At 64.9% G+C, this 19,074-nt stretch carries 22 protein-coding genes and 2 tRNA genes; 17 read left to right on the plus strand and 7 right to left on the minus strand.

Translation table 11 applies throughout. The features are described from left to right. Window positions 1–50: 50 nt before the first annotated feature. Together K5K93_RS14370 and yegS are read left to right on the plus strand one after the other, a co-directional pair. The gene (locus K5K93_RS14370) at window positions 51–533 is read left to right on the plus strand and encodes a GNAT family N-acetyltransferase (RefSeq protein WP_093818191.1); all 483 of its coding nucleotides are present in this window, start codon (window positions 51–53) and stop codon (window positions 531–533) included. A 266-nt stretch (window positions 534–799) separates the two neighbouring features. After that, window positions 800–1,732, plus strand: a complete 933-nt coding sequence (gene yegS / locus K5K93_RS14375) for a lipid kinase YegS (RefSeq protein ID WP_222388246.1) — start codon at window positions 800–802, stop codon at window positions 1,730–1,732. An 8-nt stretch (window positions 1,733–1,740) separates the two neighbouring features. On the opposite strand, the gene K5K93_RS14380 is transcribed toward yegS, so the two are convergent. Further along, window positions 1,741–2,607 carry an ankyrin repeat domain-containing protein gene (locus K5K93_RS14380; protein WP_222388247.1) on the minus strand — a complete coding sequence of 289 codons (867 nt, stop codon included), beginning with the start codon at window positions 2,605–2,607 and terminating at the stop codon, window positions 1,741–1,743. A gap of 11 nt (window positions 2,608–2,618) precedes the next feature. Further along, window positions 2,619–3,482: an ankyrin repeat domain-containing protein gene (locus tag K5K93_RS14385; protein ID WP_261311855.1), complete on the minus strand. Its 864-nt coding sequence runs from the start codon at window positions 3,480–3,482 to the stop codon at window positions 2,619–2,621. Window positions 3,483–3,583: 101 nt separating this feature from the next. Between K5K93_RS14385 and K5K93_RS14390 the strand changes: the two genes are divergently transcribed. From K5K93_RS14390 to K5K93_RS14420, 7 genes are all read left to right on the plus strand, one after another. Further along, window positions 3,584–5,965 (plus strand): XVIPCD domain-containing protein, encoded by a 2,382-nt coding sequence (locus tag K5K93_RS14390; RefSeq protein WP_261311856.1) that lies wholly within the window; start codon window positions 3,584–3,586, stop codon window positions 5,963–5,965. Window positions 5,966–6,141: 176 nt separating this feature from the next. After that, on the plus strand, window positions 6,142–7,617 hold the full coding sequence (gene trpE / locus K5K93_RS14395) for an anthranilate synthase component I (RefSeq protein ID WP_222388249.1): 1,476 nt from the start codon (window positions 6,142–6,144) through the stop codon (window positions 7,615–7,617). 67 nt (window positions 7,618–7,684) lie between these two features. Further along, window positions 7,685–8,464 carry an SIMPL domain-containing protein gene (locus K5K93_RS14400; RefSeq protein WP_222388250.1) on the plus strand — a complete coding sequence of 260 codons (780 nt, stop codon included), beginning with the start codon at window positions 7,685–7,687 and terminating at the stop codon, window positions 8,462–8,464. A 2-nt stretch (window positions 8,465–8,466) separates the two neighbouring features. Next, on the plus strand, window positions 8,467–9,054 hold the full coding sequence (locus K5K93_RS14405) for an aminodeoxychorismate/anthranilate synthase component II (RefSeq protein WP_025874614.1): 588 nt from the start codon (window positions 8,467–8,469) through the stop codon (window positions 9,052–9,054). Between the two features lie 16 nt (window positions 9,055–9,070). Continuing rightward, window positions 9,071–10,102 (plus strand): anthranilate phosphoribosyltransferase, encoded by a 1,032-nt coding sequence (gene trpD / locus K5K93_RS14410; protein ID WP_025874615.1) that lies wholly within the window; start codon window positions 9,071–9,073, stop codon window positions 10,100–10,102. Window positions 10,103–10,176: 74 nt separating this feature from the next. Continuing rightward, window positions 10,177–10,971 (plus strand): indole-3-glycerol phosphate synthase TrpC, encoded by a 795-nt coding sequence (gene trpC / locus K5K93_RS14415; RefSeq protein ID WP_025874616.1) that lies wholly within the window; start codon window positions 10,177–10,179, stop codon window positions 10,969–10,971. Continuing rightward, window positions 10,968–11,684, plus strand: coding sequence for a haloacid dehalogenase-like hydrolase (locus tag K5K93_RS14420; protein ID WP_025874617.1), 717 nt, complete (start codon window positions 10,968–10,970; stop codon window positions 11,682–11,684). Before trpC ends, K5K93_RS14420 begins: the two co-directional genes overlap by 4 nt. 151 nt (window positions 11,685–11,835) lie before the next feature. On the opposite strand, the gene K5K93_RS14425 is transcribed toward K5K93_RS14420, so the two are convergent. Further along, complete coding sequence (locus tag K5K93_RS14425) at window positions 11,836–12,597, minus strand: sulfite exporter TauE/SafE family protein (protein WP_093818185.1); 762 nt, start codon at window positions 12,595–12,597, stop codon at window positions 11,836–11,838. Between the two features lie 137 nt (window positions 12,598–12,734). Then, window positions 12,735–13,424 carry a cAMP-activated global transcriptional regulator CRP gene (gene crp / locus K5K93_RS14430; RefSeq protein ID WP_025874619.1) on the minus strand — a complete coding sequence of 230 codons (690 nt, stop codon included), beginning with the start codon at window positions 13,422–13,424 and terminating at the stop codon, window positions 12,735–12,737. Window positions 13,425–13,574: 150 nt separating this feature from the next. Here crp and speD point away from each other — a divergent pair, with 150 nt between their 5' ends. Then, window positions 13,575–14,369 carry an adenosylmethionine decarboxylase gene (gene speD, locus K5K93_RS14435; RefSeq protein WP_025874620.1) on the plus strand — a complete coding sequence of 265 codons (795 nt, stop codon included), beginning with the start codon at window positions 13,575–13,577 and terminating at the stop codon, window positions 14,367–14,369. Between the two features lie 166 nt (window positions 14,370–14,535). Next, window positions 14,536–14,856, plus strand: a complete 321-nt coding sequence (sugE, locus tag K5K93_RS14440; RefSeq protein ID WP_025874621.1) for a quaternary ammonium compound efflux SMR transporter SugE — start codon at window positions 14,536–14,538, stop codon at window positions 14,854–14,856. A gap of 73 nt (window positions 14,857–14,929) precedes the next feature. Here the strand turns inward: sugE and coq7 are convergent, their stop codons facing one another. Beyond that, a complete protein-coding gene (gene coq7, locus K5K93_RS14445) occupies window positions 14,930–15,574 on the minus strand; it encodes a 2-polyprenyl-3-methyl-6-methoxy-1,4-benzoquinone monooxygenase (RefSeq protein WP_033832396.1) in 645 nt (214 codons plus the stop codon). Between the two features lie 196 nt (window positions 15,575–15,770). Between coq7 and rplM the strand changes: the two genes are divergently transcribed. Continuing rightward, window positions 15,771–16,199 (plus strand): 50S ribosomal protein L13, encoded by a 429-nt coding sequence (gene rplM, locus K5K93_RS14450; RefSeq protein ID WP_025874623.1) that lies wholly within the window; start codon window positions 15,771–15,773, stop codon window positions 16,197–16,199. 2 nt (window positions 16,200–16,201) lie between these two features. Continuing rightward, window positions 16,202–16,594 (plus strand): 30S ribosomal protein S9, encoded by a 393-nt coding sequence (gene rpsI / locus K5K93_RS14455; protein ID WP_005411311.1) that lies wholly within the window; start codon window positions 16,202–16,204, stop codon window positions 16,592–16,594. Between the two features lie 282 nt (window positions 16,595–16,876). On the opposite strand, the gene K5K93_RS14460 is transcribed toward rpsI, so the two are convergent. After that, a tRNA-Gln gene (locus K5K93_RS14460) sits at window positions 16,877–16,951 on the minus strand. A gap of 52 nt (window positions 16,952–17,003) precedes the next feature. Beyond that, a tRNA-Met gene (locus K5K93_RS14465) sits at window positions 17,004–17,080 on the minus strand. A 121-nt stretch (window positions 17,081–17,201) separates the two neighbouring features. On the opposite strand from K5K93_RS14465, the gene K5K93_RS14470 reads away from it, so the two are divergent. From K5K93_RS14470 to bfr, 4 genes are all read left to right on the plus strand, one after another. After that, the gene (locus K5K93_RS14470; protein ID WP_049466578.1) at window positions 17,202–17,825 is read left to right on the plus strand and encodes an RNA pyrophosphohydrolase; all 624 of its coding nucleotides are present in this window, start codon (window positions 17,202–17,204) and stop codon (window positions 17,823–17,825) included. Then, entirely contained in the window at window positions 17,822–18,118 is a 297-nt protein-coding gene (locus tag K5K93_RS14475; protein WP_261311857.1) for a hypothetical protein, read from the plus strand. Before K5K93_RS14470 ends, K5K93_RS14475 begins: the two co-directional genes overlap by 4 nt. Before the next feature lie 135 nt (window positions 18,119–18,253). Beyond that, window positions 18,254–18,463, plus strand: a complete 210-nt coding sequence (locus K5K93_RS14480) for a bacterioferritin-associated ferredoxin (RefSeq protein ID WP_032951724.1) — start codon at window positions 18,254–18,256, stop codon at window positions 18,461–18,463. A 140-nt stretch (window positions 18,464–18,603) separates the two neighbouring features. After that, window positions 18,604–19,074: a bacterioferritin gene (bfr, locus tag K5K93_RS14485; protein ID WP_025874625.1), complete on the plus strand. Its 471-nt coding sequence runs from the start codon at window positions 18,604–18,606 to the stop codon at window positions 19,072–19,074.

Consider the following 19,074-nt stretch of genomic DNA (forward strand, 5'->3'; position numbering starts at 1 on the left):
GGGACGGAGGGGATTAAGCTCGTTCAACTCCCTTCGTTCCCTCTTCGCCCATGGCACTGTTGAACATCCGCCCGGCCACCGTCGCCGACGCCGGCCTGATCCTTCGGTTCATCCGCGAACTGGCGATCTACGAGAAGGCCGAGCAGTCGGTGCAGACCGACGAGATCGGCATCGCCGAAAGCCTGTTCGGCGCCGACGCCACCGCCCGCGCGCTGGTCTGCGAGGCCAACGGTGAAGCCATCGGCTACGCGGTGTATTTCTACAACTATTCCACTTGGCTGGGGCGCAAGGGCATCTACCTGGAAGACCTGTACGTGAGCCCGGAAAAACGCGGCTCCGGCGCGGGCAAAGCGCTGCTGAAGTACATCGCCCGCCAGGCGGTAGCTGAAGGTTGTGGTCGCTTCGAATGGTCAGTGCTGGACTGGAACACGCCGGCCATCGAGTTCTACACCGCAGCCGGCGCCAGACCGCAGGACGAGTGGACGGTATACCGGTTGCAGGGTCGAGCGTTGCACGATTTCGCCAACGGTTGAGGCGAAGTGCATCCACGCCATGCGTGGCCATGGATAAAAAAAAGCCACGCCAAACGCTGGCGTGGCCTTGCTGCATGCGTGGGAGGCTGATCCTGCCTCCATCCGTCGTCCCTGCTATGGCCTTCCATTCTCCGGGTGGCCGATGACACCTGCATGACATGGCGCACGGGCGAGTCCAGCGCCCTGACCTGAACGGTGGCCGCTGCCTTTCACTGGCCCCGAACGCGCGGTTGCTAGCCTGTGCCGCCCTTCCCTGGAAGCACCGCATGAGCACACCGCGCTGGCGCCTGATCCTCAACGGCAAGTCCGCAGGCAACGATGACCTGCGCGAGGCCGTGGGCCACTGGCGCGAACGCGGCGTGCAGCTGGAAGTGCGGGTGACCTGGGAAGATGGTGATGCCGAGCGCTATGTCGCCGAGGCCATCGACCACGGCGTGGACGTGATCGTGGCGGCCGGCGGCGACGGAACGCTGAGCGCGGTGGCCGAGACGCTGGCCCATCGCGACGAACCGGCTGAGGCGCTGCCTTCGCTGGCGCTGGTGCCGATGGGTACCGCCAACGATTTCGCCACCGCTGCTGGCATTCCGGTGGAGCCGCAGGAGGCCTTCGCGCTGATTGCCGGCGGCCACCCACGCCCGATGGACCTGCTGCGCGTCGATGCCGACGGCAAGCCATGGTGGTGCGCAAACCTCGCCAGCGGTGGCTTCGGTACCCAGGTCACGGTGGAAACCGATGCCGGCTTGAAGAAGATGCTCGGCGGACTGGCCTATGTCATCACCGGCATCGCCAAGCTCGGCCGCATCGAACCCATCACCGCACGCCTGAGCGGGCCGGACTTGCAGTGGGAAGGCGGGTTCATCGCACTGGGCGTCGGCAATGGCCGTCAGGCCGGTGGTGGCCAGCAGCTGTGCCCGCAGGCACTGATCGATGACGGCCTGCTGGATGTCACCGTGGTGCCGGAGCTGGAGGGTGAAGTCGCAGCCACCCTTGGGCAGATGCTGACCGGCGGCAAGGAGGCGGCGCTGGAACGTGTCGCCACGCGCGCGCAGCTGCCGTGGCTGCAGATCGACGCACCGCAGCCGTTGACGTTGAACCTGGACGGCGAACCGGTGCAGGCACGCCGCTTCCGCATCGACTGCGTGGCGGGCAGGGTGCGGATGCATCTGCCGGATGACTGCGTGCTGCTTTCCGGCAGCTGAGACAGGAATCAGAGCAGCGGAATGTCTTCTTCCTTGCTTGGGAATTTGAAGGCCTCGCGCTTCCTGCGGATGTGGTCGGGCATCGGCGGGCGGGGGATGTTGCGCTCAGCCAGCCATTGCTGGCATTTCTTCTGCCACGGCAGGTTGTCGGGTGTGGTGATTTCCCAGTAAATGTCTTCGACCATCAATTGCCGAGCCGTCCTGCCAGAGTTCTGGGGCACGCGCTCGGATATGGTCGGGTCTGCGCCATGCTCCAGCAACCAGTAGGCGTAGTCGAATCCGCCTCTTCCCGTGTACCAGCTCAGCACGGTGTCATCCCCCAGGCTTCTGCGGTTGGATTCATTCACGTCTGCGCCGTTCTTGACCAGGGTCTGGACATTCTTCCACTGGTTTCCACTGATGAAGGCTTGGAAGAGAAGCGTTTCATTGTTGGCATTTCGTGTATTGGGATTTCCCCCGTGCCTCAGCAGCAGCTCCAGGAAGCGGGAGTCGTCCATCCTGGCTGCGTAGACCATGGCGTTGCTGTAACCAAGTCTGCGTCCATCGACCGTCTTGTATGCGCGTGCATTCGGATCTGCGCCGTTGTCCAAGAGAGCGCGCAACCCATCAAGATTCTTCGCCCGGAGGGGCCACGCCACCAAGGGGATGCCAGCATCGCGAGCGAAGACCTTGTCGGGATCGACGCCTTCGTCCTTTACCAAGCGCGTGATCGTGTCGGCATCCCCTTGCTCGCTGGCAACGGCCAGCTCAAGCGCCTTGCCCTTGAAGTAGCTGCTGGCACCATGCGTTGACTGTGGCGTGCAGCCCGGAATCAGAAACAGCGCTGCTGCCAGAAGGGCGGGATACGCAATGATGCGTCGCAGGTGAACGTCCATGTCAGAGCTCCTTACAGCAGCGGAATGTCTTCTTCCTTGCTCGGGAATTTGAAGGCCTCGCGCTTCCTGCGGATGTGGTCGGGCATCGGCGGGCGGGGGATGTTGCGCTCAGCCAGCCATTGCTGGCATTTCTTCTGCCACGGCAGGTTGTCCGGCGTGGTGATTTCCCAGTAGATGTCCTCGACCATCTTCTGCCGGCCAGGCTGGCTGGACCCTTCCGGCTTTGCAATCGCTGGATCAGCACCATGTTCGAGCAGCCAATACGCGTAATCGAAGCCGCCTCGCGCTGTGTACCAGCTCAGGACCGTGTCATCGCCCAGGTCCAGGCTTGATTCATTGATATTGGCCCCGTTCTCAATCAGTACCTGGATGTTCTTCCACTGATTTCCGCTGAGGAATGCCTGCAGCAGTAGAGTCTCGTTGGCTGAGTTGCGGGTGTTGGGGTCTCCGCCATGCTTCAGGAGCAGCTCCAGGAAGCGAGGGTCGTCCATCTTTGCCGCGTAGACCATCGCATTGTTGTAACCAAGCCTGCGCCCGTCCACCGTCTTGTACACGCGTGCATTCGGATCTGCGCCGTTGTCCAGGAGAGCGCGCAACCCATCAAGATTCCTCGCCCGAATGGGCCACGCCATCAGGGGGATTCCAGTGTCACGAGCGAAGACTCTGTCGGGATTAACTCCTTCGTTCTTTATCAGGCGCCGAACGGTGTCCGAATCGCCATGCTCGGTTGCTATCGCAAGCTCGAGGTTTTTTCCGTCGAAGTACTGTTCGGCGCCATGGCTCGATGAAAGGGCGCATCCGCTCACCATCAGAAAGATGGCGTAGAGCATTATCGGGAACGTCCTTTTCAAACTTTCAAAAACATGAATGGGCATGTTGATTCCGCAACGGTGCTCGAGACGTGACATTAGCAAACGGATCTGATAATCGATATGTGTCGCGGGGGCATGTCCCCTCAAGGTGGATGGAGCTTGCCATGAAGGATCACGACATTGACGCGCGGGCACGCGCAGTCCAGGAACAGCGCGAGCTTGTGGAGCAGTTGCGCGCAAGCGGCCACAATGAAGATGCAGATCGTTTGCAGGAGACATACCACGCACGTGAGATGTCTGGACTTGCCTCCGATGTGTATCAGTCAGCCAAGCATGCTGGCGAACCGCCGGCGGGCTGGACTCGCGCAAGCACGGATCCTGCAGTTTTGCGTGCGGCGGGCTTCGAACTGTCGGACGCAACCGTACGCGACCTGTTACAGCCACCTGAATCGGGATTCCGTGCCGAAATCTACATCCCGGACAAGCGCGTCTTCGGCGAGGATGCGAAACCTGTCGTGGTCTACAAGGGATCTACGGGTGAGATTGTTGATCCTCTGGCGCCCGATGGAAAACGCGAATCCGGTGGCGAGGATTTCCTCAACAACGGTCAGCAGGGCATCGGCATGCGCAGCGATTACTACGATCGCGCCATGCGTCTTGCCTCCATCGTCAATCAGGAGCGCCCCGGTGGCTTCGAAATCGCCGGTCACTCCCTCGGTGGCGGCATGGCGTCCGCCGCGTCCGCAGTCACCGGCGCACGTGCCACCACGTTCAACGCAGCGGGCCTGCATCCGGCTACCCCGGCGCGTTTCGCCAAGGACAACGGCCTGCCGACCTTCGATACGCAGCAGACCGTGCATACCTACCAGACCACCGGTGAAGTGCTGAACGATGTGCAGAACGGCATGCACCGCCTGAGCGAGCAGCAGCGTCGTGGCTACGGCGTGCTTGCCAACGAGCTGGGCATGGTGCTGAAGGATCCGACCATGCAGAAGGTCGTCGGTGAAAAGCTGCGCGAGATGCTGCCCCCGGGGGCGCAGACCTCCGCCGCACAGTTCATCGAACAACTGGCGAGCCAGCCGGGCCAGCAGGCGCTGCGCGATATTCCGCTCGCGGCAGGGCGCCTGGAATTGTTGCTTGAGCCCAAGACCCGCGATGCGCAAGGGGCGCTCGTCGATCGCCCGCACCTGGCGCCGCCCAGCCAGGTGGCGGAACTGGCGGGGCCGTTGTCCACTGTCCTGCACGCCACGGCCTACGGTATGCGTAGCGGTCGCCTGGCCGGCGAGCAGGTCGAGCGGGCGGGCGCTGCCACTGCCCAGGTGCTGGACAGAACGGGCGATGGCGTCGAGCGTGTGCTGAAGACCGAAGGCATGGTCATCGGCCAGGTGGTGAACATGGGCTCGGCCAGCCTGCAGTTGGGTACCCGGGCGACGAGCACGGTGGTTGCTTCGGGGCGAGAACTGACCGGAAGCATCGAATCCACCCTGCACCGCGTCGAATCGCAGACCCGCTCCCATGGCCTGTCCGCACTGTCGTGGGTCGCTGACCGGGTGGGCGCGGACAACGTCGCCGCCAGGCTTGCCAGGCAGGCCGAAGACGTCCGTGACCACGGCGAGCAACATGCGCAGCATGCGACGAAGCAGGCCCTTGCTGATGCCGCAGGCACGCGCGCGGCGGGCGAGCGCGTGGCCGCCGCCATCAACCACGACGGCCAATGGGTCGCTGGCAAGCTGCAGAACGGGTTCGCCACCGCCGGCGCCCATGTTGACCGCGGCTATGACCTGGTGGCCTCCCATGTGAAGGGCATTACTGCCAAGGCGCCGATCACACTGTCCGCGGTAGGGGGTGCTGCGGTGGGCATCGGGGCTGCCGCTGCGACCCACTTGCCGACCGGCAACCTGGCGTTGGACGCAGCGAAGCTGCACAACCTCGACAAGTCCGGACGCGTCATCCGCGGAATGATGCCGGCCTTCAGTGAGGCGACCGCCCGCCATGGCATGGATCCGACGGTCATCCCCAGCCTGGACTCGGAACTGATCAAGCAGGAGGCCGCCGCCCGGAAACTGGTCGCGCGGCCCCCGCACGTCCAGCCTGCCGCCGAAAGCCGGCAGGCCAGCCGTGCCGGCGAACCCTCGGCGCAGGCGATCGGCATCGACCATCCCTCCCATGCCGGCAACCCCCTGTTTGTGGGTGCCCAGACCGGGGTCCACGCGCTGGACCGCGCCCACAACCGGGTGCCTGACCTGCAGAGCGACCAGCTCGCCGGCGCACTGGCCGTGCAGGCCAGGCGCGAGGGGCTGGAGTCCATTTCCCACGTGGTGCTCAGCGACGACCACAGCCGCGCCTTCGCGGTGGATACGCCCGACCTGAACGCCGCGCACCGTCGACATGCCCACGTCGAAGTGGCGGCGGGCATGGCCCAGCCGTTGAGCGCGAGCACCGCCCAGATGGACGCGATCAATGCCACTCGCGAGCAGGCGCAGGGGGTGTCGCTGGCCCAGCAGCAGGTGCAGGAGACCCAGGAGCAGGCGCGGCGGATGGGCTAGGGCGGCGCAAACCGCCCGTCGCCAAAGGGTTTCCCTGCGGCCAAAGCTGCGATACAGTCACTGGGTGTCCAGCCTGACGACCCCGCATACCCTTTCTTCCGCACGCCGTTGGTGGCGATGGTGGCCTGTTGCCGTCGTCCGTCCCCATAACGCTGTGTCCCGGAAGGAAAGTCGTCTTGATCTCGCACGCTCAGTTTCAGCAGCAGGCCGCTGAAGGCCACACCCATATTCCCGTTGTCCGCGAAGTGCTGTCCGACCTGGACACGCCGCTTTCGGTCTATCTGAAGCTCGCCGACGGCCCCAATACCTACCTGTTTGAATCCGTCGAAGGCGGCGAGCGCTTTGGTCGTTACTCGATCATCGGCCTGCCGGCACGTCGCGTGTACGCCTTCCACGGCCACACCCTGACGGTGCGCGAGGACGGCCAGGTGGTGGAAACCCGCGAGGTGGCCGATCCGTTTGCCGAGGTCGAGGCGCTGCGCAGTGCCCACTCGGTGCCGAAGCTGGAAGGCCTGCCGGGCTTCACCGGTGGCCTGGTCGGCTGGTTCGGGTTCGAGTGCATCGGCTACATCGAGCCGCGCCTGGCATCGCCGGCCGGCCGCGACGAACTGGGCACGCCGGACATCCTGCTGCTGCACTCCGATGAGCTGGCTGTGTTCGACAACCTGAAGGGCCGGCTGTACCTGATCGTGCACGCCGACCCCCGCCTCGCGGGTGCGTTCGAGCAGGCCCAGACCCGCCTGGATGCGCTGACCGCCAAGCTGCGTGCGCCGGGCGCGGGCTATCCCGCACCGCTCACCAGCGACGTGCTGGACGAGTCCGATTTCATCTCCGGCTTCACCCGCGAAGGCTTCGTCGATGCCGTCCAGCGCAGCAAGGAGTACATCCGTGCCGGCGACATCTTCCAGGTGGTGCTCAGCCAGCGCCTGAGCGTGCCGTTCAAGGCACGGCCGGTGGATGTGTACCGCGCGCTGCGGGCACTGAACCCGTCGCCGTACATGTATTTCCTCGATGTCGGCGACCTGCAGGTGGTCGGCTCGTCGCCGGAAATCCTGGTGCGCCTGCAGGACGGTGAAGTGACCGTGCGCCCGATCGCCGGCACCCGCCCGCGCGGCGCCACGCCGGAACTGGACCAGGCGCTGGAGGCCGAGCTGCTGGCCGATCCGAAGGAACGCGCCGAGCACCTGATGCTGATCGACCTGGGCCGCAACGACGCCGGCCGCGTGTCCAAAGCCGGTACCGTGGCAGTGGGCGAGCAGTTCGTGATCGAACGCTACAGCCACGTCATGCACATCGTCAGCGAAGTGACCGGGCAGCTGCAGCCGGGCCTGAGCTACGCCGACGTGCTGCGTGCCACCTTCCCGGCCGGTACGGTCAGCGGTGCGCCGAAGATCCGCGCGCTGGAAGTGATCCGCGAACTGGAACCGATCAAGCGCAATGTCTACGCCGGCAGCATCGGCTACATCGGCTGGCACGGCGATGCCGATACCGCGATCGCGATCCGCACCGCCGTGATCAAGGACGGCCGCCTGTACGTGCAGGCCGGCGCCGGCATCGTCTACGACTCGGACCCGGACAAGGAGTGGGACGAGACGATGAACAAGGGCCGCGCGCTGTTCCGTGCCGTCGCCCAGGCCGCCAAGGGCCTGTGAGTTTCCCCGTGCTGTGGCCTGCGCCGCAGCACCCCTCGCTGTTTCCATTCAAGACAAGGAGTACCGCATGAAGCTGCTGAGCGCATTGCTGTGGTCGTCGTTGCTGGCCACGATGGCCCCGTCTGCCTGGGCGCAGGCAAACACCATTCCCTCGCAGCCGCACCTGCTGGTGAAGGGGCATGGCACCCGCACGGTGATGCCGGACCGGTTCGGCCTGCAGTTGAACATCGAAGAAACCGACATGGACGCCGATGCGGCGCGCCGCCGCGTGCAGGACAACGTCGCCCGCGTGCTGGCGCTGTTCAAGCAGCACAAAGCGGTGGACGGCAGCGTGCGCGCAGACAACCTGCGCATCGGCCCCGCCACGCGCTATGAGCAGAACCGTCAGGTCTTCATCGGTACCCGCGTGTCGCGCCAGCTGCGCGCCAGCTTCGCCAGCGTGAAGGCGATGCAGGATGTGCTGGGTGCGCTGAAGGCCAATGAAAACGTACAGGTCAGCAGCCTGGCACCGACGTACTCGGGCGAGGTGGCGCTGCGCCGTGAACTCAAGGGCGAGGCCGCAGCCAAGACCCGCGAGTCCGCGCAGGGCCTGGCCAAGGCCTACGGCACCCAGCTGCGCGGTCTGTACAGCATTTCCGATGTGGCGCCGAACTTCGCCTACGGCATCCAGGCAGGCAGCTGGCCCAGCAGCGGCGATCTGGTGACGCCGCCTTCGCCGCCCTCGCCCGAGGCGCCGATGAACAGCATCGAGACCACGGGCTCGCGCCTGCCCGAATCCATCGAAGCCGGCCCCATCACCTACACCGAAAACGTGTACGCCATTTTCCTGATAAGCGACGGAACCTGACCATGTTGTGGATGATCGACAACTACGACAGCTTCACCTACAACCTCGTGCAGTACCTGCAGACGCTGGGTGCCGAAGTGAAGGTGGTGCGCAACGATGCGATGAGCGTGGACGAGATCGCCGCGCAGAAGCCCGAACGCATCGTCATTTCGCCCGGCCCGTGCACGCCCAATGAAGCGGGCGTGTCGCTGGAGCTGATCCGGCGCCTGGGCCCGACCACGCCGATCCTCGGCGTGTGCCTGGGCCACCAGGGTATCGGCCAGGTCTACGGCGGCACGGTCATCCGTGCCGGCAACATCATGCACGGCAAGACCTCGCCGATCCGCCATGAAGGCAAGGGCGTGTTCGCCGGCCTGCCGGACGGTTACCAGGCCACCCGCTACCACTCGCTGGTGGTGGACAAGAACAGCCTGCCCGACGCGCTGGAAGTGACCGCGTGGACCGAAAACGAGGATGGCTCGATCGAAGAGATCATGGGCCTGCGCCACCGCCAGTTCCCGGTGGAGGGCGTGCAGTTCCATCCCGAATCGATCCTCACCGAGCATGGTCACGCGCTGCTGCGCAATTTCCTGCAGCGCCCGGCTGCCTGATCCAAGGAGTATTCCGATGAGCTTCTCCCCCCAGGAAGCCCTGCAACGCACCATCGAACACCGCGAGATCTTCTTCGACGAAATGGTCGACCTGATGCGGCAGATCATGCGCGGCGATGTCTCGCCGATGATGACCGCCGCCATCCTCACCGGCCTGCGCGTGAAGAAGGAAACCATCGACGAGATCGCCGCCGCGGCGACGGTGATGCGCGAATTCGCGCTGGCCGTGCCGGTTGCCGATACCACCCACCTGGTCGACATCGTCGGCACCGGTGGCGATGGCTCGCATACCTTCAACATCTCCACCTGCGCGATGTTCGTTGCTGCTGCCGCCGGCGCGCGCGTGGCCAAGCATGGCAACCGCAGCGTGTCGTCCAAGTCCGGCAGTGCCGATGCGGTCGAGGCATTGGGCGCAGCGATCGAGCTGCAGCCGGCGCAGGTGGCGGCGGCCATCGAACAGACCGGCATCGGTTTCATGTTCGCGCCGATCCACCATCCGTCGATGAAGGTGGTGGCGCCGGTGCGTCGCGAGATGGGCGTGCGCACCATCTTCAACATCCTCGGGCCGCTGACCAACCCGGCCAGCGCACCGTCGGTGCTGATGGGCGTGTTCCATCCCGACCTGGTGGGCATCCAGGCGCGCGTGCTGCGCGAGCTGGGTACCGAGCGCGCCATGGTGGTCTGGGGCCGCGACAACATGGACGAGATCTCGCTGGGCGCCGGCACCCTGGTGGGTGAGCTGCGCGACGGCAAGGTGCGCGAGTACGAGATCCATCCGGAAGACTTCGGCATCGCCATGTCGGCCAGCCGCAACCTGCGCGTGGACGGCCCGGAGCAATCCATTGCCATGCTGCGCGCGGTGCTCGACAACGAGCCGGGTCCGGCGCTGGACATCGTCGCCCTGAATGCGGGCGCAGCGTTGTACGTGGCGGGTGTAGCCAGCGATATCGGCGACGGCCTGGCCCGTGCCCGCGCGGTCATCGCCGACGGCAGCGCCCGTGCCCGCCTGCAGCAGTATGTCGATACCACCCGCGCGCTGGTTGCCTGAGCGCGCGGTTCAGCCTGACCCACCCGATGGCCGATAATGGTCGTCCTCACCGCCCCAGCACCGACCCGACGACGATGAGCGATATCCTGCAGACGATCCTGGCCCGCAAGGCCGAAGAAGTAGCCCAGCGCCGCGCCCAGCGGCCGCTTGAGGAGCTGCAGGCCGCGCTGGCCGATGCGCCACCGGTGCGCGGTTTCGTGCGCGCGCTGCAGGCCGCGGTAGCCAATGGCGATCCGGCGGTGATTGCCGAGGTGAAGAAGGCCAGCCCGTCCAAGGGCGTGATCCGCCCGGACTTCCGCCCGGCCGACATCGCGGTCAGCTATGAGTTCGGCGGCGCCAGCTGCCTGTCGGTGCTGACCGACGTGGATTTCTTCCAGGGGGCCGACGTCTACCTGCAGCAGGCCCGCGACGCCTGCACGCTTCCGGTGCTGCGCAAGGACTTCGTGATCGACGCCTATCAGGTGGTCGAGGCCCGAGTGCTCGGCGCCGACTGCATCCTGTTGATCGTCGCCGCGCTGGACGATACGCAGCTGGCCACGCTGTCCGAACTGGCGATGTCGCTGGGCATGGACGTGCTGGTGGAAGTGCATGACATCGACGAACTGGAGCGTGCGCTGCAGGTGCCGGCGCCGATGATCGGCATCAACAACCGCAACCTGCGCACCTTCGAGGTGTCGCTGCAGACCACGCTGGACATGCGCCTGGCCGTGCCACGCGACCGCCTGCTGGTTACCGAGAGTGGCATTCTCGGCCCGCAGGACGTGGCGTTGATGCGCGATGCCGGCATCCATGCGTTCCTGGTCGGCGAGGCCTTCATGCGCGTGGAAGAGCCGGGCGAGGGTCTGCGTCAGCTATTCTTCGCAGCATGAAAACGCACTATCCAACGCCGCGCGAGGATGCGCCGCTGGTGGTCTTCGACTTCGACCACACCCTGTATGACGGCGATTCGGGCACCCACCTGTTCGCCTCGCTGATCAAGCGCAACCCGCTGCGGATGCTGGCGGCGCTGCTGGTCACCCCGATCGCCGGGCCGATGGTGGCGATGCTGCCGACCCGCCGTGCCGGTATCTCGGTCTATGTCTGGATCGGCAGTTTCGGGCTGCACCGCGCGCGTGAGTTCAACAAGGTGATCGACGCCTACGTGCTGCGCAACGAGGCGCAGATGCGCGCCAAGCTGTTGCCGCAGGCGCTGGAGGTGTTCGCCGCGCATCGTGCCAAGGGCGACCGCGTGGTGGTGGCCACCGGTGCGCCGCCGGAGCTGGCCCGCGCGATCCTGGCCTTTGTCGCTCACCAGGACGTGCCGGTGATCGGCACCGAAGTGGGGCCGCGTCTGGGCGGGGTGGGGCCGACCCGCCACTGCCACAACGAAGAGAAGATGCGAATGCTGCGCGAGCGCGGCTACGGCGACATCGACATCGCCTATTCCGACAGCACCGCCGATCTCCCGCTGCTGCTGGCGGCGAAAGCGCCGGTGGTGGTCAACCCGAAGCCGGCCAAGGTGGAATTCTTCCGCCGCGTGCTGCCGGCCGGCACCCGCATCCTCAACTGGGGCTGCGTGGACCGTGGCGGCGACAAGGCGTAATCAACCCCGCCTGCCCGCCGGGCAGGGACCCGGTAGTGCCGGCCGCTGGCCGGCAACCTGGCACGCGTTTCCGGAGTTCATGGGGTTGCCGGCCAGCGGCCGGCACTACCGGATCCCTCGCGGATAGCGCCGGGCCACGCCCGGCGGGCGGTCAGCGGTGCAGGTACCCGAACAGCGCATGGCCCACCTGGAACAGGCTGATGCCCAGTACCAGCACGCCCACCGCGACCAGCACCCAGCGTTCCTTCACCCGCTTCACCAGCACCGCCGCCACCGGCGCGGCCATCATGCCGCCGATCAACAGGCCGGCGACGATCTGCAGGTGCTGCACTCCCATCGACAGCAGGAACGTGGCAGAAATGGTCAAGGTGACCACGAACTCGGCCGCGTTGACGGTGCCGATCGTGGTCCTGGCCTGGCCACCGCGGGCGAGCAGGGTGGAGGTGGCCACCGGGCCCCAGCCGCCGCCGCCGCTGGCATCGAGCAGGCCAGCGAAGAATCCCAGCACCGGCACCCGGCGGATCTCGCCCTTGGGCATCCAGCGGCCGGCTGCGCGGGCCAGGATGATGATGGCCAGCACCAGCAGGTACAGGTAGATCAGCGGGCGGATCAGGTCGCCAGGGACCTGTGTCAGGACGTACGCGCCGAGTGCACCGCCCAGGGCGCCGGGCAGGGCGAGGCGGAAGAACAGTCGTCTGTCGACATTTCCAGCGACCAGATGCGACACGCCGGAGGCGCCGGTGGTGAACACTTCAGCGGTATGGACGCTGGCGCTGACCTGTGCAGGAGGCAGCCCCATGCTGAGCAGCACCGAGGAAGAAACAAGCCCGAACGCCATGCCCAGTGCACCATCGACCAGCTGTGCGCCAAGGCCGATGAGGATGAACCACCAGAATTCGCTGCTCAGTTCCATGGACCGAGCCTAGCGGAAGCGGGTGTGCGGGACATGCGATGGTACGTCGCACGTACGGCCATCCGCCGGGCATGGCCCGGCGCTACCGGCGCAGGTCTTGTGGCAGCGCCGGGCCATGCCCGGCGGACACCAGGTGGTCAACGGGTGCCGTACAGCACCACGGTCTTGCCGCGGGCATGCAGCAGGCCGTCGGTCTGCAGCTTCTTCAGCACCCGGCCGGCCATTTCGCGCGAGCAGCCGACCAGGCGGGCCAGTTCCTGGCGTGAGACGCGCAGCTGGCTGCCCTGCGGATGACTCATCGACTCCGGCTCCTGCGCCAGATCGTGCAGGGTGCGCACGATACGGTCAGTGACATCCAGGAACGCCAGGCGGCTGGCCTTGCGGCTGGTGTCCAGCAGGCGCTTGGAGATCTGCTGGCCCAGCGCATACAGCAGGCGCGGGGCATCGGCCGACAGCGGGCCGAGGAACAGCTGATGCAGGCGCTCGTAGCTGATTTCGGCCAGCTCACAGGCGGTGCGGGTGCGCAGGATCACCTCGCGGCGGTCCGACTCCACGAACAGGCCCATCTCGCCGACGAACTCTCCGGCGCCGAAATAGCCCAGCACCAGCTCACGGTCCTCTTCCTCCTCGGCCATGATCGAAACCGAACCGCTGATGACGTAATACAGGGTTCCCGCCGGGTCACCAGGTCGGAAGACGTCGGTACGGGTGGGATAGCGCCGCCGGTGGCTGTGTGCCAGGAAGCGGTCGATTGTGGCGATGTCCAAGGCCAATGGGCTGCTAGCTAGGCGCACGGTTGACACGATAGGGGCGCTCCCTCTGCGCATGAACGGATTCACGGGGTCGATAGCGGAGCTTAACCAGCGCAATTGTTAAGGGCAAACAGTGTGCCAGAAGCTGAGCGTCTTCACGTTCCCCCTGGAGACACTTATGCCGCATAATTCCCCCTTTCCCTTCTTACACAGGAATCGACCGCCGTGGTCAAGCCGTTGCCTCGCCTGAGGTTGCAGGGTTTCAACAACCTCACCAAGGCGCTGAGCTTCAACATCTATGACGTGTGTTACGCGCGCACCGAAGAGGAGCGTCAGCGTTACATTGAATACATCGATGAAGAGTACAACGCCGACAGGCTGACTCAAATCTTGACCGATGTCGCTGAGATCATCGGCGCCAACATCCTCAACGTGGCGCGCCAGGATTACGATCCGCAGGGTGCCTCGGTGACGATCCTGATCTCCGAAGAGCCGGTGATCGACAAGAAACAGGCCGGCAAGGAGTTGATTTCCGATGCCGTGGTCGCGCACATGGACAAGTCGCACATCACCGTGCACACCTATCCGGAAACGCACCCGCAGGAAGGCATTGCCACCTTCCGCGCCGATATCGACGTGGCTACCTGCGGCGTCATTTCGCCGTTGAAGGCACTGAACTACCTGATCGAAAGCCTGGAATCGGACATCGTGATCATGGACTACCGTGTCCGTGGCTTCACGCGTGATGTGAAGGGCAAGAAGCACTACATCGATCACAAGATCAACTCGATCCAGAACTTCCTGGCCAAGAACATCAAGTCGCGTTACGAGATGTTCGACGTCAACGTCTACCAGGAAAACATCTTCCACACGAAGATGCACCTGAAGGACTTCGACCTGGACCAGTACCTGTTCGAGGAGAAGGCCAAGAACATCTCGTTCAAGGAACGCATGAAGATCGAAGCGCTGCTGCGTCGTGAGATCGAAGAGCTGTTCCACGGCCGCAACCTGGCTGAGTGACCCATGTGCGATGCCGGCAGGCATCGCCACCCAGGCGGGACGCCCCGCCCCGTGGAACCTGCGCTTGGCGCAATCTTCAGTTCCACGGCGATGTACCGACTTACGGCCCGGTGTGAAAACACCGGGCCGTTTCGTTTTTCCCAAAAAGGTAAGGAGCCCCCCACCCATGCCCTGGATCTACCTGCTGCTGGCCGGTCTGTTCGAGATCGGATTCGCCCTTGGAATGAAGTACTCCGAAGGTTTCAGCAAACCCGTGCCGACCGCCCTGACGGTGGTGTCGGCCCTGATCAGCCTGTACCTGATGAGCCAGGCGATGAAGAACATTCCGGTCGGCACGGCCTATGCGATCTGGACCGGCATCGGCGCCATGGGCGTGACGGTGCTGGGCATCTACCTGTTCAACGACAGCGCCTCGCCGGCGCGCCTGGCCTGCGTGGGCCTGATCGTGGCCGGTGTGATCGGCCTGAAGCTGGTGTCACCGAATTGAAGGGCGGCCCGACCAACGGTCGGGCCCCACCGTGTGGTTTGGTAGGCCCCCACCGTTGGTGGGGGTTGCCCTTTCAAATGCGGTAGGCAATGGTCTTCATCACCCTGGAGGCCAGCGCCATCGCGCCCGGGATCGGGAACGGCAGGCGGCGTGCGCCGGCCTGTTCGGCATGCTCGGCATGCCGGGCCTCGTCTTCCTTCATCACCCGGATGACCGCGCGGCTGCGCAGGTCGCCGGCCGGCAGGTCGACCAGGTGTTCGTCCAGATGGGCTTCCACCTGGCGCTCGGTCTCGACCACGAAGCCCAGGTTCCAGCCGTCGCCGCGCAGCCCGGCCAGGGTGCCGATGGTGTAGCTGCCGGCGTACCAGAGCGGATTGAACAGGCTCGGGCGGCTGTCCAGCTCGCCCAGGCGGGTGGCGCACCAGGCCAGGTGATCGGTCTCTTCCTGGGCCGCTTCCAGCAGATGTTCGCGGGTCGCCGGGTCGCGTGCCACCGCGGCCTGGCCGAAGTACAGGCCCTGGGCGCAGACCTCACCGACATGGTTGATGCGCATCAGCCCGGCCGCGTGGCGACGCTGGGCGCTGTCCATGCCGGGCTCGCCGGTGTCCGTGGCCGGATAGGGGCGGCTGGCCGGCGGGTTGCCGAACACCGTGTCCAGGGCGCGCTGCGCCTCGGTCAGCAGGTGGTCCAGCGGGGTGGTCTGGCGAAGCACGGTCATGGCGGCACGGCGTGGAGCGGGGGAAGCCCGATTCTCGCCCGGCCCCGGTCCCCTGCCAACCCGGGGCGGGCGCCGGCTTGCACCCGCCAGCCAAGCTGCGTACAATGCCGCCCCTTACGCTCCACCTTTCACAACGCGTGGCAGAGTTCCGGCGAGTCCTTCGCCGCAATGAGCCCGACCTAACCAAGAGTTCTTCATGAGCACTTTCACTGCCAAGAACGAGACCGTCCAGCGCGACTGGTACCTCGTCGACGCCGAGGGCAAGACCCTGGGCCGTCTCTGCACCGAGCTGGCCCGCCGTCTGCGTGGCAAGCACAAGCCGGTCTACACCCCGCACGTTGATACCGGCGACTACCTGGTCGTCATCAATGCAGAAAAGATTGTCGTCACCGGCAAGAAGCTGCAGGACAAGATGTATCACCGTTTCACCGGTTACATCGGCAACCTGAAGACCGAATCCCTCGCCCAGGCGCTTGAGCGCCACCCGGAGCGCGTGATCGAGACCGCCGTCAAGGGCATGCTGCCGAAGGGCACGCTGGGTCGCCAGATGTACCGCAAGCTCAAGGTCTACGCCGGCACTGAGCATCCGCACGCCGCACAGCAGCCGCAGGTTCTGGATATCTAATCATGGCTATCACTCAAAACTACGGCACTGGCCGCCGCAAGTCCTCCACCGCTCGCGTGTTCCTGCGCAAGGGTTCGGGCAACATCACCGTCAATGGCCGTCCGCTGGACGAGTTCTTCGGCCGTGAGACCGCTCGCATGATCGTGCGCCAGCCGCTCGAGCTGACCAAGAACACCGAGAGCTTCGACATCCTGGTCACCGCCGCTGGCGGCGGCACCACCGGCCAGGCCGGTGCGATCCGTCTGGGCATCGCCCGTGCTCTGGTCGAGTACGACGAGACCCTGAAGTCCGAGCTGCGCAAGGCTGGCTTCATGACCCGCGACGCCCGCGAAGTCGAACGTAAGAAGGTCGGTCTGCACAAGGCCCGCCGCGCCACCCAGTTCTCCAAGCGCTGATTTACCGCGCCTGGTTGGGCTCCTTCGGGAGCCCGCTGGATGGAAAAGCAAAAGCCCGGCTTCGGCCGGGCTTTTGTCGTTCTGGGGCTCCGCATTTCAAGGTTGCCGGCCAGCGGCCGGCACTACCCATGGTCCGTATGCCCGACCCCGGTCTCTGTCTGGAGGAGAGTCCCCTTGTTGTTCAAGGGGGCGCGCCGACAGGCGCGGGGATAAGGTGGGATGCGTGACCAAACAAAAAAGAAAAAAGCCTGATCTTTCGATCAGGCTTTTTTCTTTTTTGTTTGGCTGCCCCGGATGGATTCGAACCACCGAATGCCTGAGTCAGAGTCAGGTGCCTTACCGCTTGGCGACGGGGCAATGTCGCGTGTAACTATTTTCTCACTTTTCACGTTGAAAAACAACTTCAACGTGGTGGCTATGGGTGGACTCGAACCACCGACCCCAGCATTATGAGTGCTGTGCTCTAACCGGCTGAGCTACATAGCCTTGGTGAGCCCGCTATTCTGCTGATGTGTACAAGGGCTGTCAACACCTTTGTATCGTGCTTGTGGCCCGACAGACGGCATGGGATAGTCCCAACCAGTAGATTTTCTTAGGAGTCCGCATCGTGATCGATCCGGACGGCTATCGACCGAACGTCGGCATCGTGCTGATGCGGCAGGACGGGCAGGTGTTCTGGGCACGACGTGTGCGCCGGGATGGCTGGCAGTTCCCGCAGGGTGGCATGAACACCGACGAGACGCCTGTCGAGGCCATGTATCGTGAACTGCAGGAAGAGACCGGGCTGTTGCCGGAGCACGTTGAAGTGCTTGGGGCGACACCGGGCTGGCTGCGTTACAAGCTGCCGGCGCGTGCCATCCGCCGCAATGAACGCCAGGTCTGCATCGGCCAGAAGCAGGTCTGGTTCCTGCTGCGCCTGACCGGTGATGAGGCCCACGTCAGCCTGGACCATACCGACTCGCCCGAGTTCGATCATTGGCGCTGGGTCGACTTCTGGTACCCGGTGGAGCATGTGGTGGTGTTCAAGCGCGGCGTCTACGCGCGCGCGCTGCGACATCTGGCGCCGTTGGCCCAGGGGGTGGCGGGGCAGGGCATCAGTGCCATGCCCAAGAGCGCTGCCGAGGCCTGGATGCCAGGCCACGCGGCCGGCCACGACAGGCCCAGGAAGCGCACGCCCAAGCGCGGCGGATACTGGCCGCGCAAGGCGAAGGGTGAACCGGGGGCCGTTTGACGGGGAAGCTGCGCAAAGCGCGGGGCGAGCCGTCACAACGCCCCCCTGCCGGGTATTTCCGGCAGCAACTGGCTGTCCGCCTGGCAAGCCTGCCCTGGCTGCTGTTGTGCGTGGTGGTCCTCGCCGACACCGCATGGATGCCGCTTGCGCTGGGGGTGGCCCTGGCCCTGGCCACCGGTGCCGGCGCCCTGTTCCTGGCGGACTACCTGATTCGGCGGAGGGCAGCAGGCGGCGAGCGCTGCTGGCTGATCGTCTTCCTTGGCACGCCGGTGCTGGCGCTGTTGTGTCTGTAGCCGCCCTACGGCGGGCCGGTTGGACCGGAGGCTGAACCTTATCGAGAATGGTTCAGGTCGCTGATTGACAACCATTCTCGTTTCCATTGGAATAGCGACCAGGCCGCTACTGGCCTGCTGCCCTGGTTCCCGCCCGTGTACGTCTGCATCTGCAACGGTGTTACCGACCACCAGATCCGCGAAGCCGCCAGCCATGGCGTCACGTCGGTGGCCGAGCTGACCATGCGCACCGGATGCGGCGCCACCTGCGGCTCCTGCCTGGACATGGCCGGCGAGCTGCTGGCCAAGGCGCGTGCCACCCACGATCTTCCGTTGCCGGTACTGGGTCTGGCGCAGGTCGCTTGAGTCGTTTCGCGGCGCGTTGACGCCGCACGCTCCTGGTCTTCATTGCTGGCCGCAGTAGCCAATGCACACGATTCGCGTTCCTTCACGCGCAGGCGCAAGGCGTTACAGTGCCCGCGATTTCAGCGTGCAGGAGCATCCCCATGAAGGGCGACACCAAGGTCATCGAATTCCTCAACAAGGTCCTCTACAACGAGCTGACCGCGATCAACCAGTACTTCCTGCACGCCAAGATGCTCAAGAACTGGGGCATCAAGGAACTGGCCGAACACGAGTACAAGGAATCGATCGAGGAAATGAAGCATGCCGACATGCTCGCCGATCGCATCCTGTTCCTTGAAGGCCTGCCGAATTTCCAGGCGCTGGGCAAGCTGCGCATCGGTGAGAACCCGACCGAGATCCTGCAGTGCGATCTGTCGCTGGAACGCGATGGCGTGGTCACCCTGCGCGAGGCCGTGGCCTATGCCGATTCGGTCGGCGACTACGTCAGCCGCCAGCTGTTCGTGAAGATCCTCGATTCCGAGGAAGAACACATCGACTGGCTGGAAACCCAGCTGGAGCTGATCGAGCGCATCGGTGAGCCGAAGTACCTGCTGAGCAAGCTCGAAGAGTGA

The organism is Stenotrophomonas sp. DR822, assembly GCF_019793815.1.
Taxonomy (GTDB): domain Bacteria; phylum Pseudomonadota; class Gammaproteobacteria; order Xanthomonadales; family Xanthomonadaceae; genus Stenotrophomonas; species Stenotrophomonas indicatrix.

Excerpts from the sequence above, each read along its gene's own strand:
- sugE (WP_025874621.1), top strand. The coding sequence starts at position 14,536 with ATGCCCTGGATCTACCTGCTGCTGGCCGGTCTGTTCGAGATCGGATTC.
- trpD (WP_025874615.1), top strand. The coding sequence starts at position 9,071 with ATGAGCTTCTCCCCCCAGGAAGCCCTGCAACGCACCATCGAACACCGC.
- yegS (WP_222388246.1), top strand. The coding sequence starts at position 800 with ATGAGCACACCGCGCTGGCGCCTGATCCTCAACGGCAAGTCCGCAGGC.
- K5K93_RS14390 (WP_261311856.1), top strand. The coding sequence starts at position 3,584 with ATGAAGGATCACGACATTGACGCGCGGGCACGCGCAGTCCAGGAACAG.
- K5K93_RS14380 (WP_222388247.1), bottom strand. The coding sequence starts at position 2,607 with ATGGACGTTCACCTGCGACGCATCATTGCGTATCCCGCCCTTCTGGCA.
- K5K93_RS14385 (WP_261311855.1), bottom strand. The coding sequence starts at position 3,482 with ATGCCCATTCATGTTTTTGAAAGTTTGAAAAGGACGTTCCCGATAATG.
- K5K93_RS14425 (WP_093818185.1), bottom strand. The coding sequence starts at position 12,597 with ATGGAACTGAGCAGCGAATTCTGGTGGTTCATCCTCATCGGCCTTGGC.
- K5K93_RS14420 (WP_025874617.1), top strand. The coding sequence starts at position 10,968 with ATGAAAACGCACTATCCAACGCCGCGCGAGGATGCGCCGCTGGTGGTC.
- coq7 (WP_033832396.1), bottom strand. The coding sequence starts at position 15,574 with ATGACCGTGCTTCGCCAGACCACCCCGCTGGACCACCTGCTGACCGAG.
- K5K93_RS14400 (WP_222388250.1), top strand. The coding sequence starts at position 7,685 with ATGAAGCTGCTGAGCGCATTGCTGTGGTCGTCGTTGCTGGCCACGATG.
- rpsI (WP_005411311.1), top strand. The coding sequence starts at position 16,202 with ATGGCTATCACTCAAAACTACGGCACTGGCCGCCGCAAGTCCTCCACC.
- rplM (WP_025874623.1), top strand. The coding sequence starts at position 15,771 with ATGAGCACTTTCACTGCCAAGAACGAGACCGTCCAGCGCGACTGGTAC.
- bfr (WP_025874625.1), top strand. The coding sequence starts at position 18,604 with ATGAAGGGCGACACCAAGGTCATCGAATTCCTCAACAAGGTCCTCTAC.
- crp (WP_025874619.1), bottom strand. The coding sequence starts at position 13,424 with ATGCGCAGAGGGAGCGCCCCTATCGTGTCAACCGTGCGCCTAGCTAGC.
- K5K93_RS14405 (WP_025874614.1), top strand. The coding sequence starts at position 8,467 with ATGTTGTGGATGATCGACAACTACGACAGCTTCACCTACAACCTCGTG.
- trpC (WP_025874616.1), top strand. The coding sequence starts at position 10,177 with ATGAGCGATATCCTGCAGACGATCCTGGCCCGCAAGGCCGAAGAAGTA.
- K5K93_RS14370 (WP_093818191.1), top strand. The coding sequence starts at position 51 with ATGGCACTGTTGAACATCCGCCCGGCCACCGTCGCCGACGCCGGCCTG.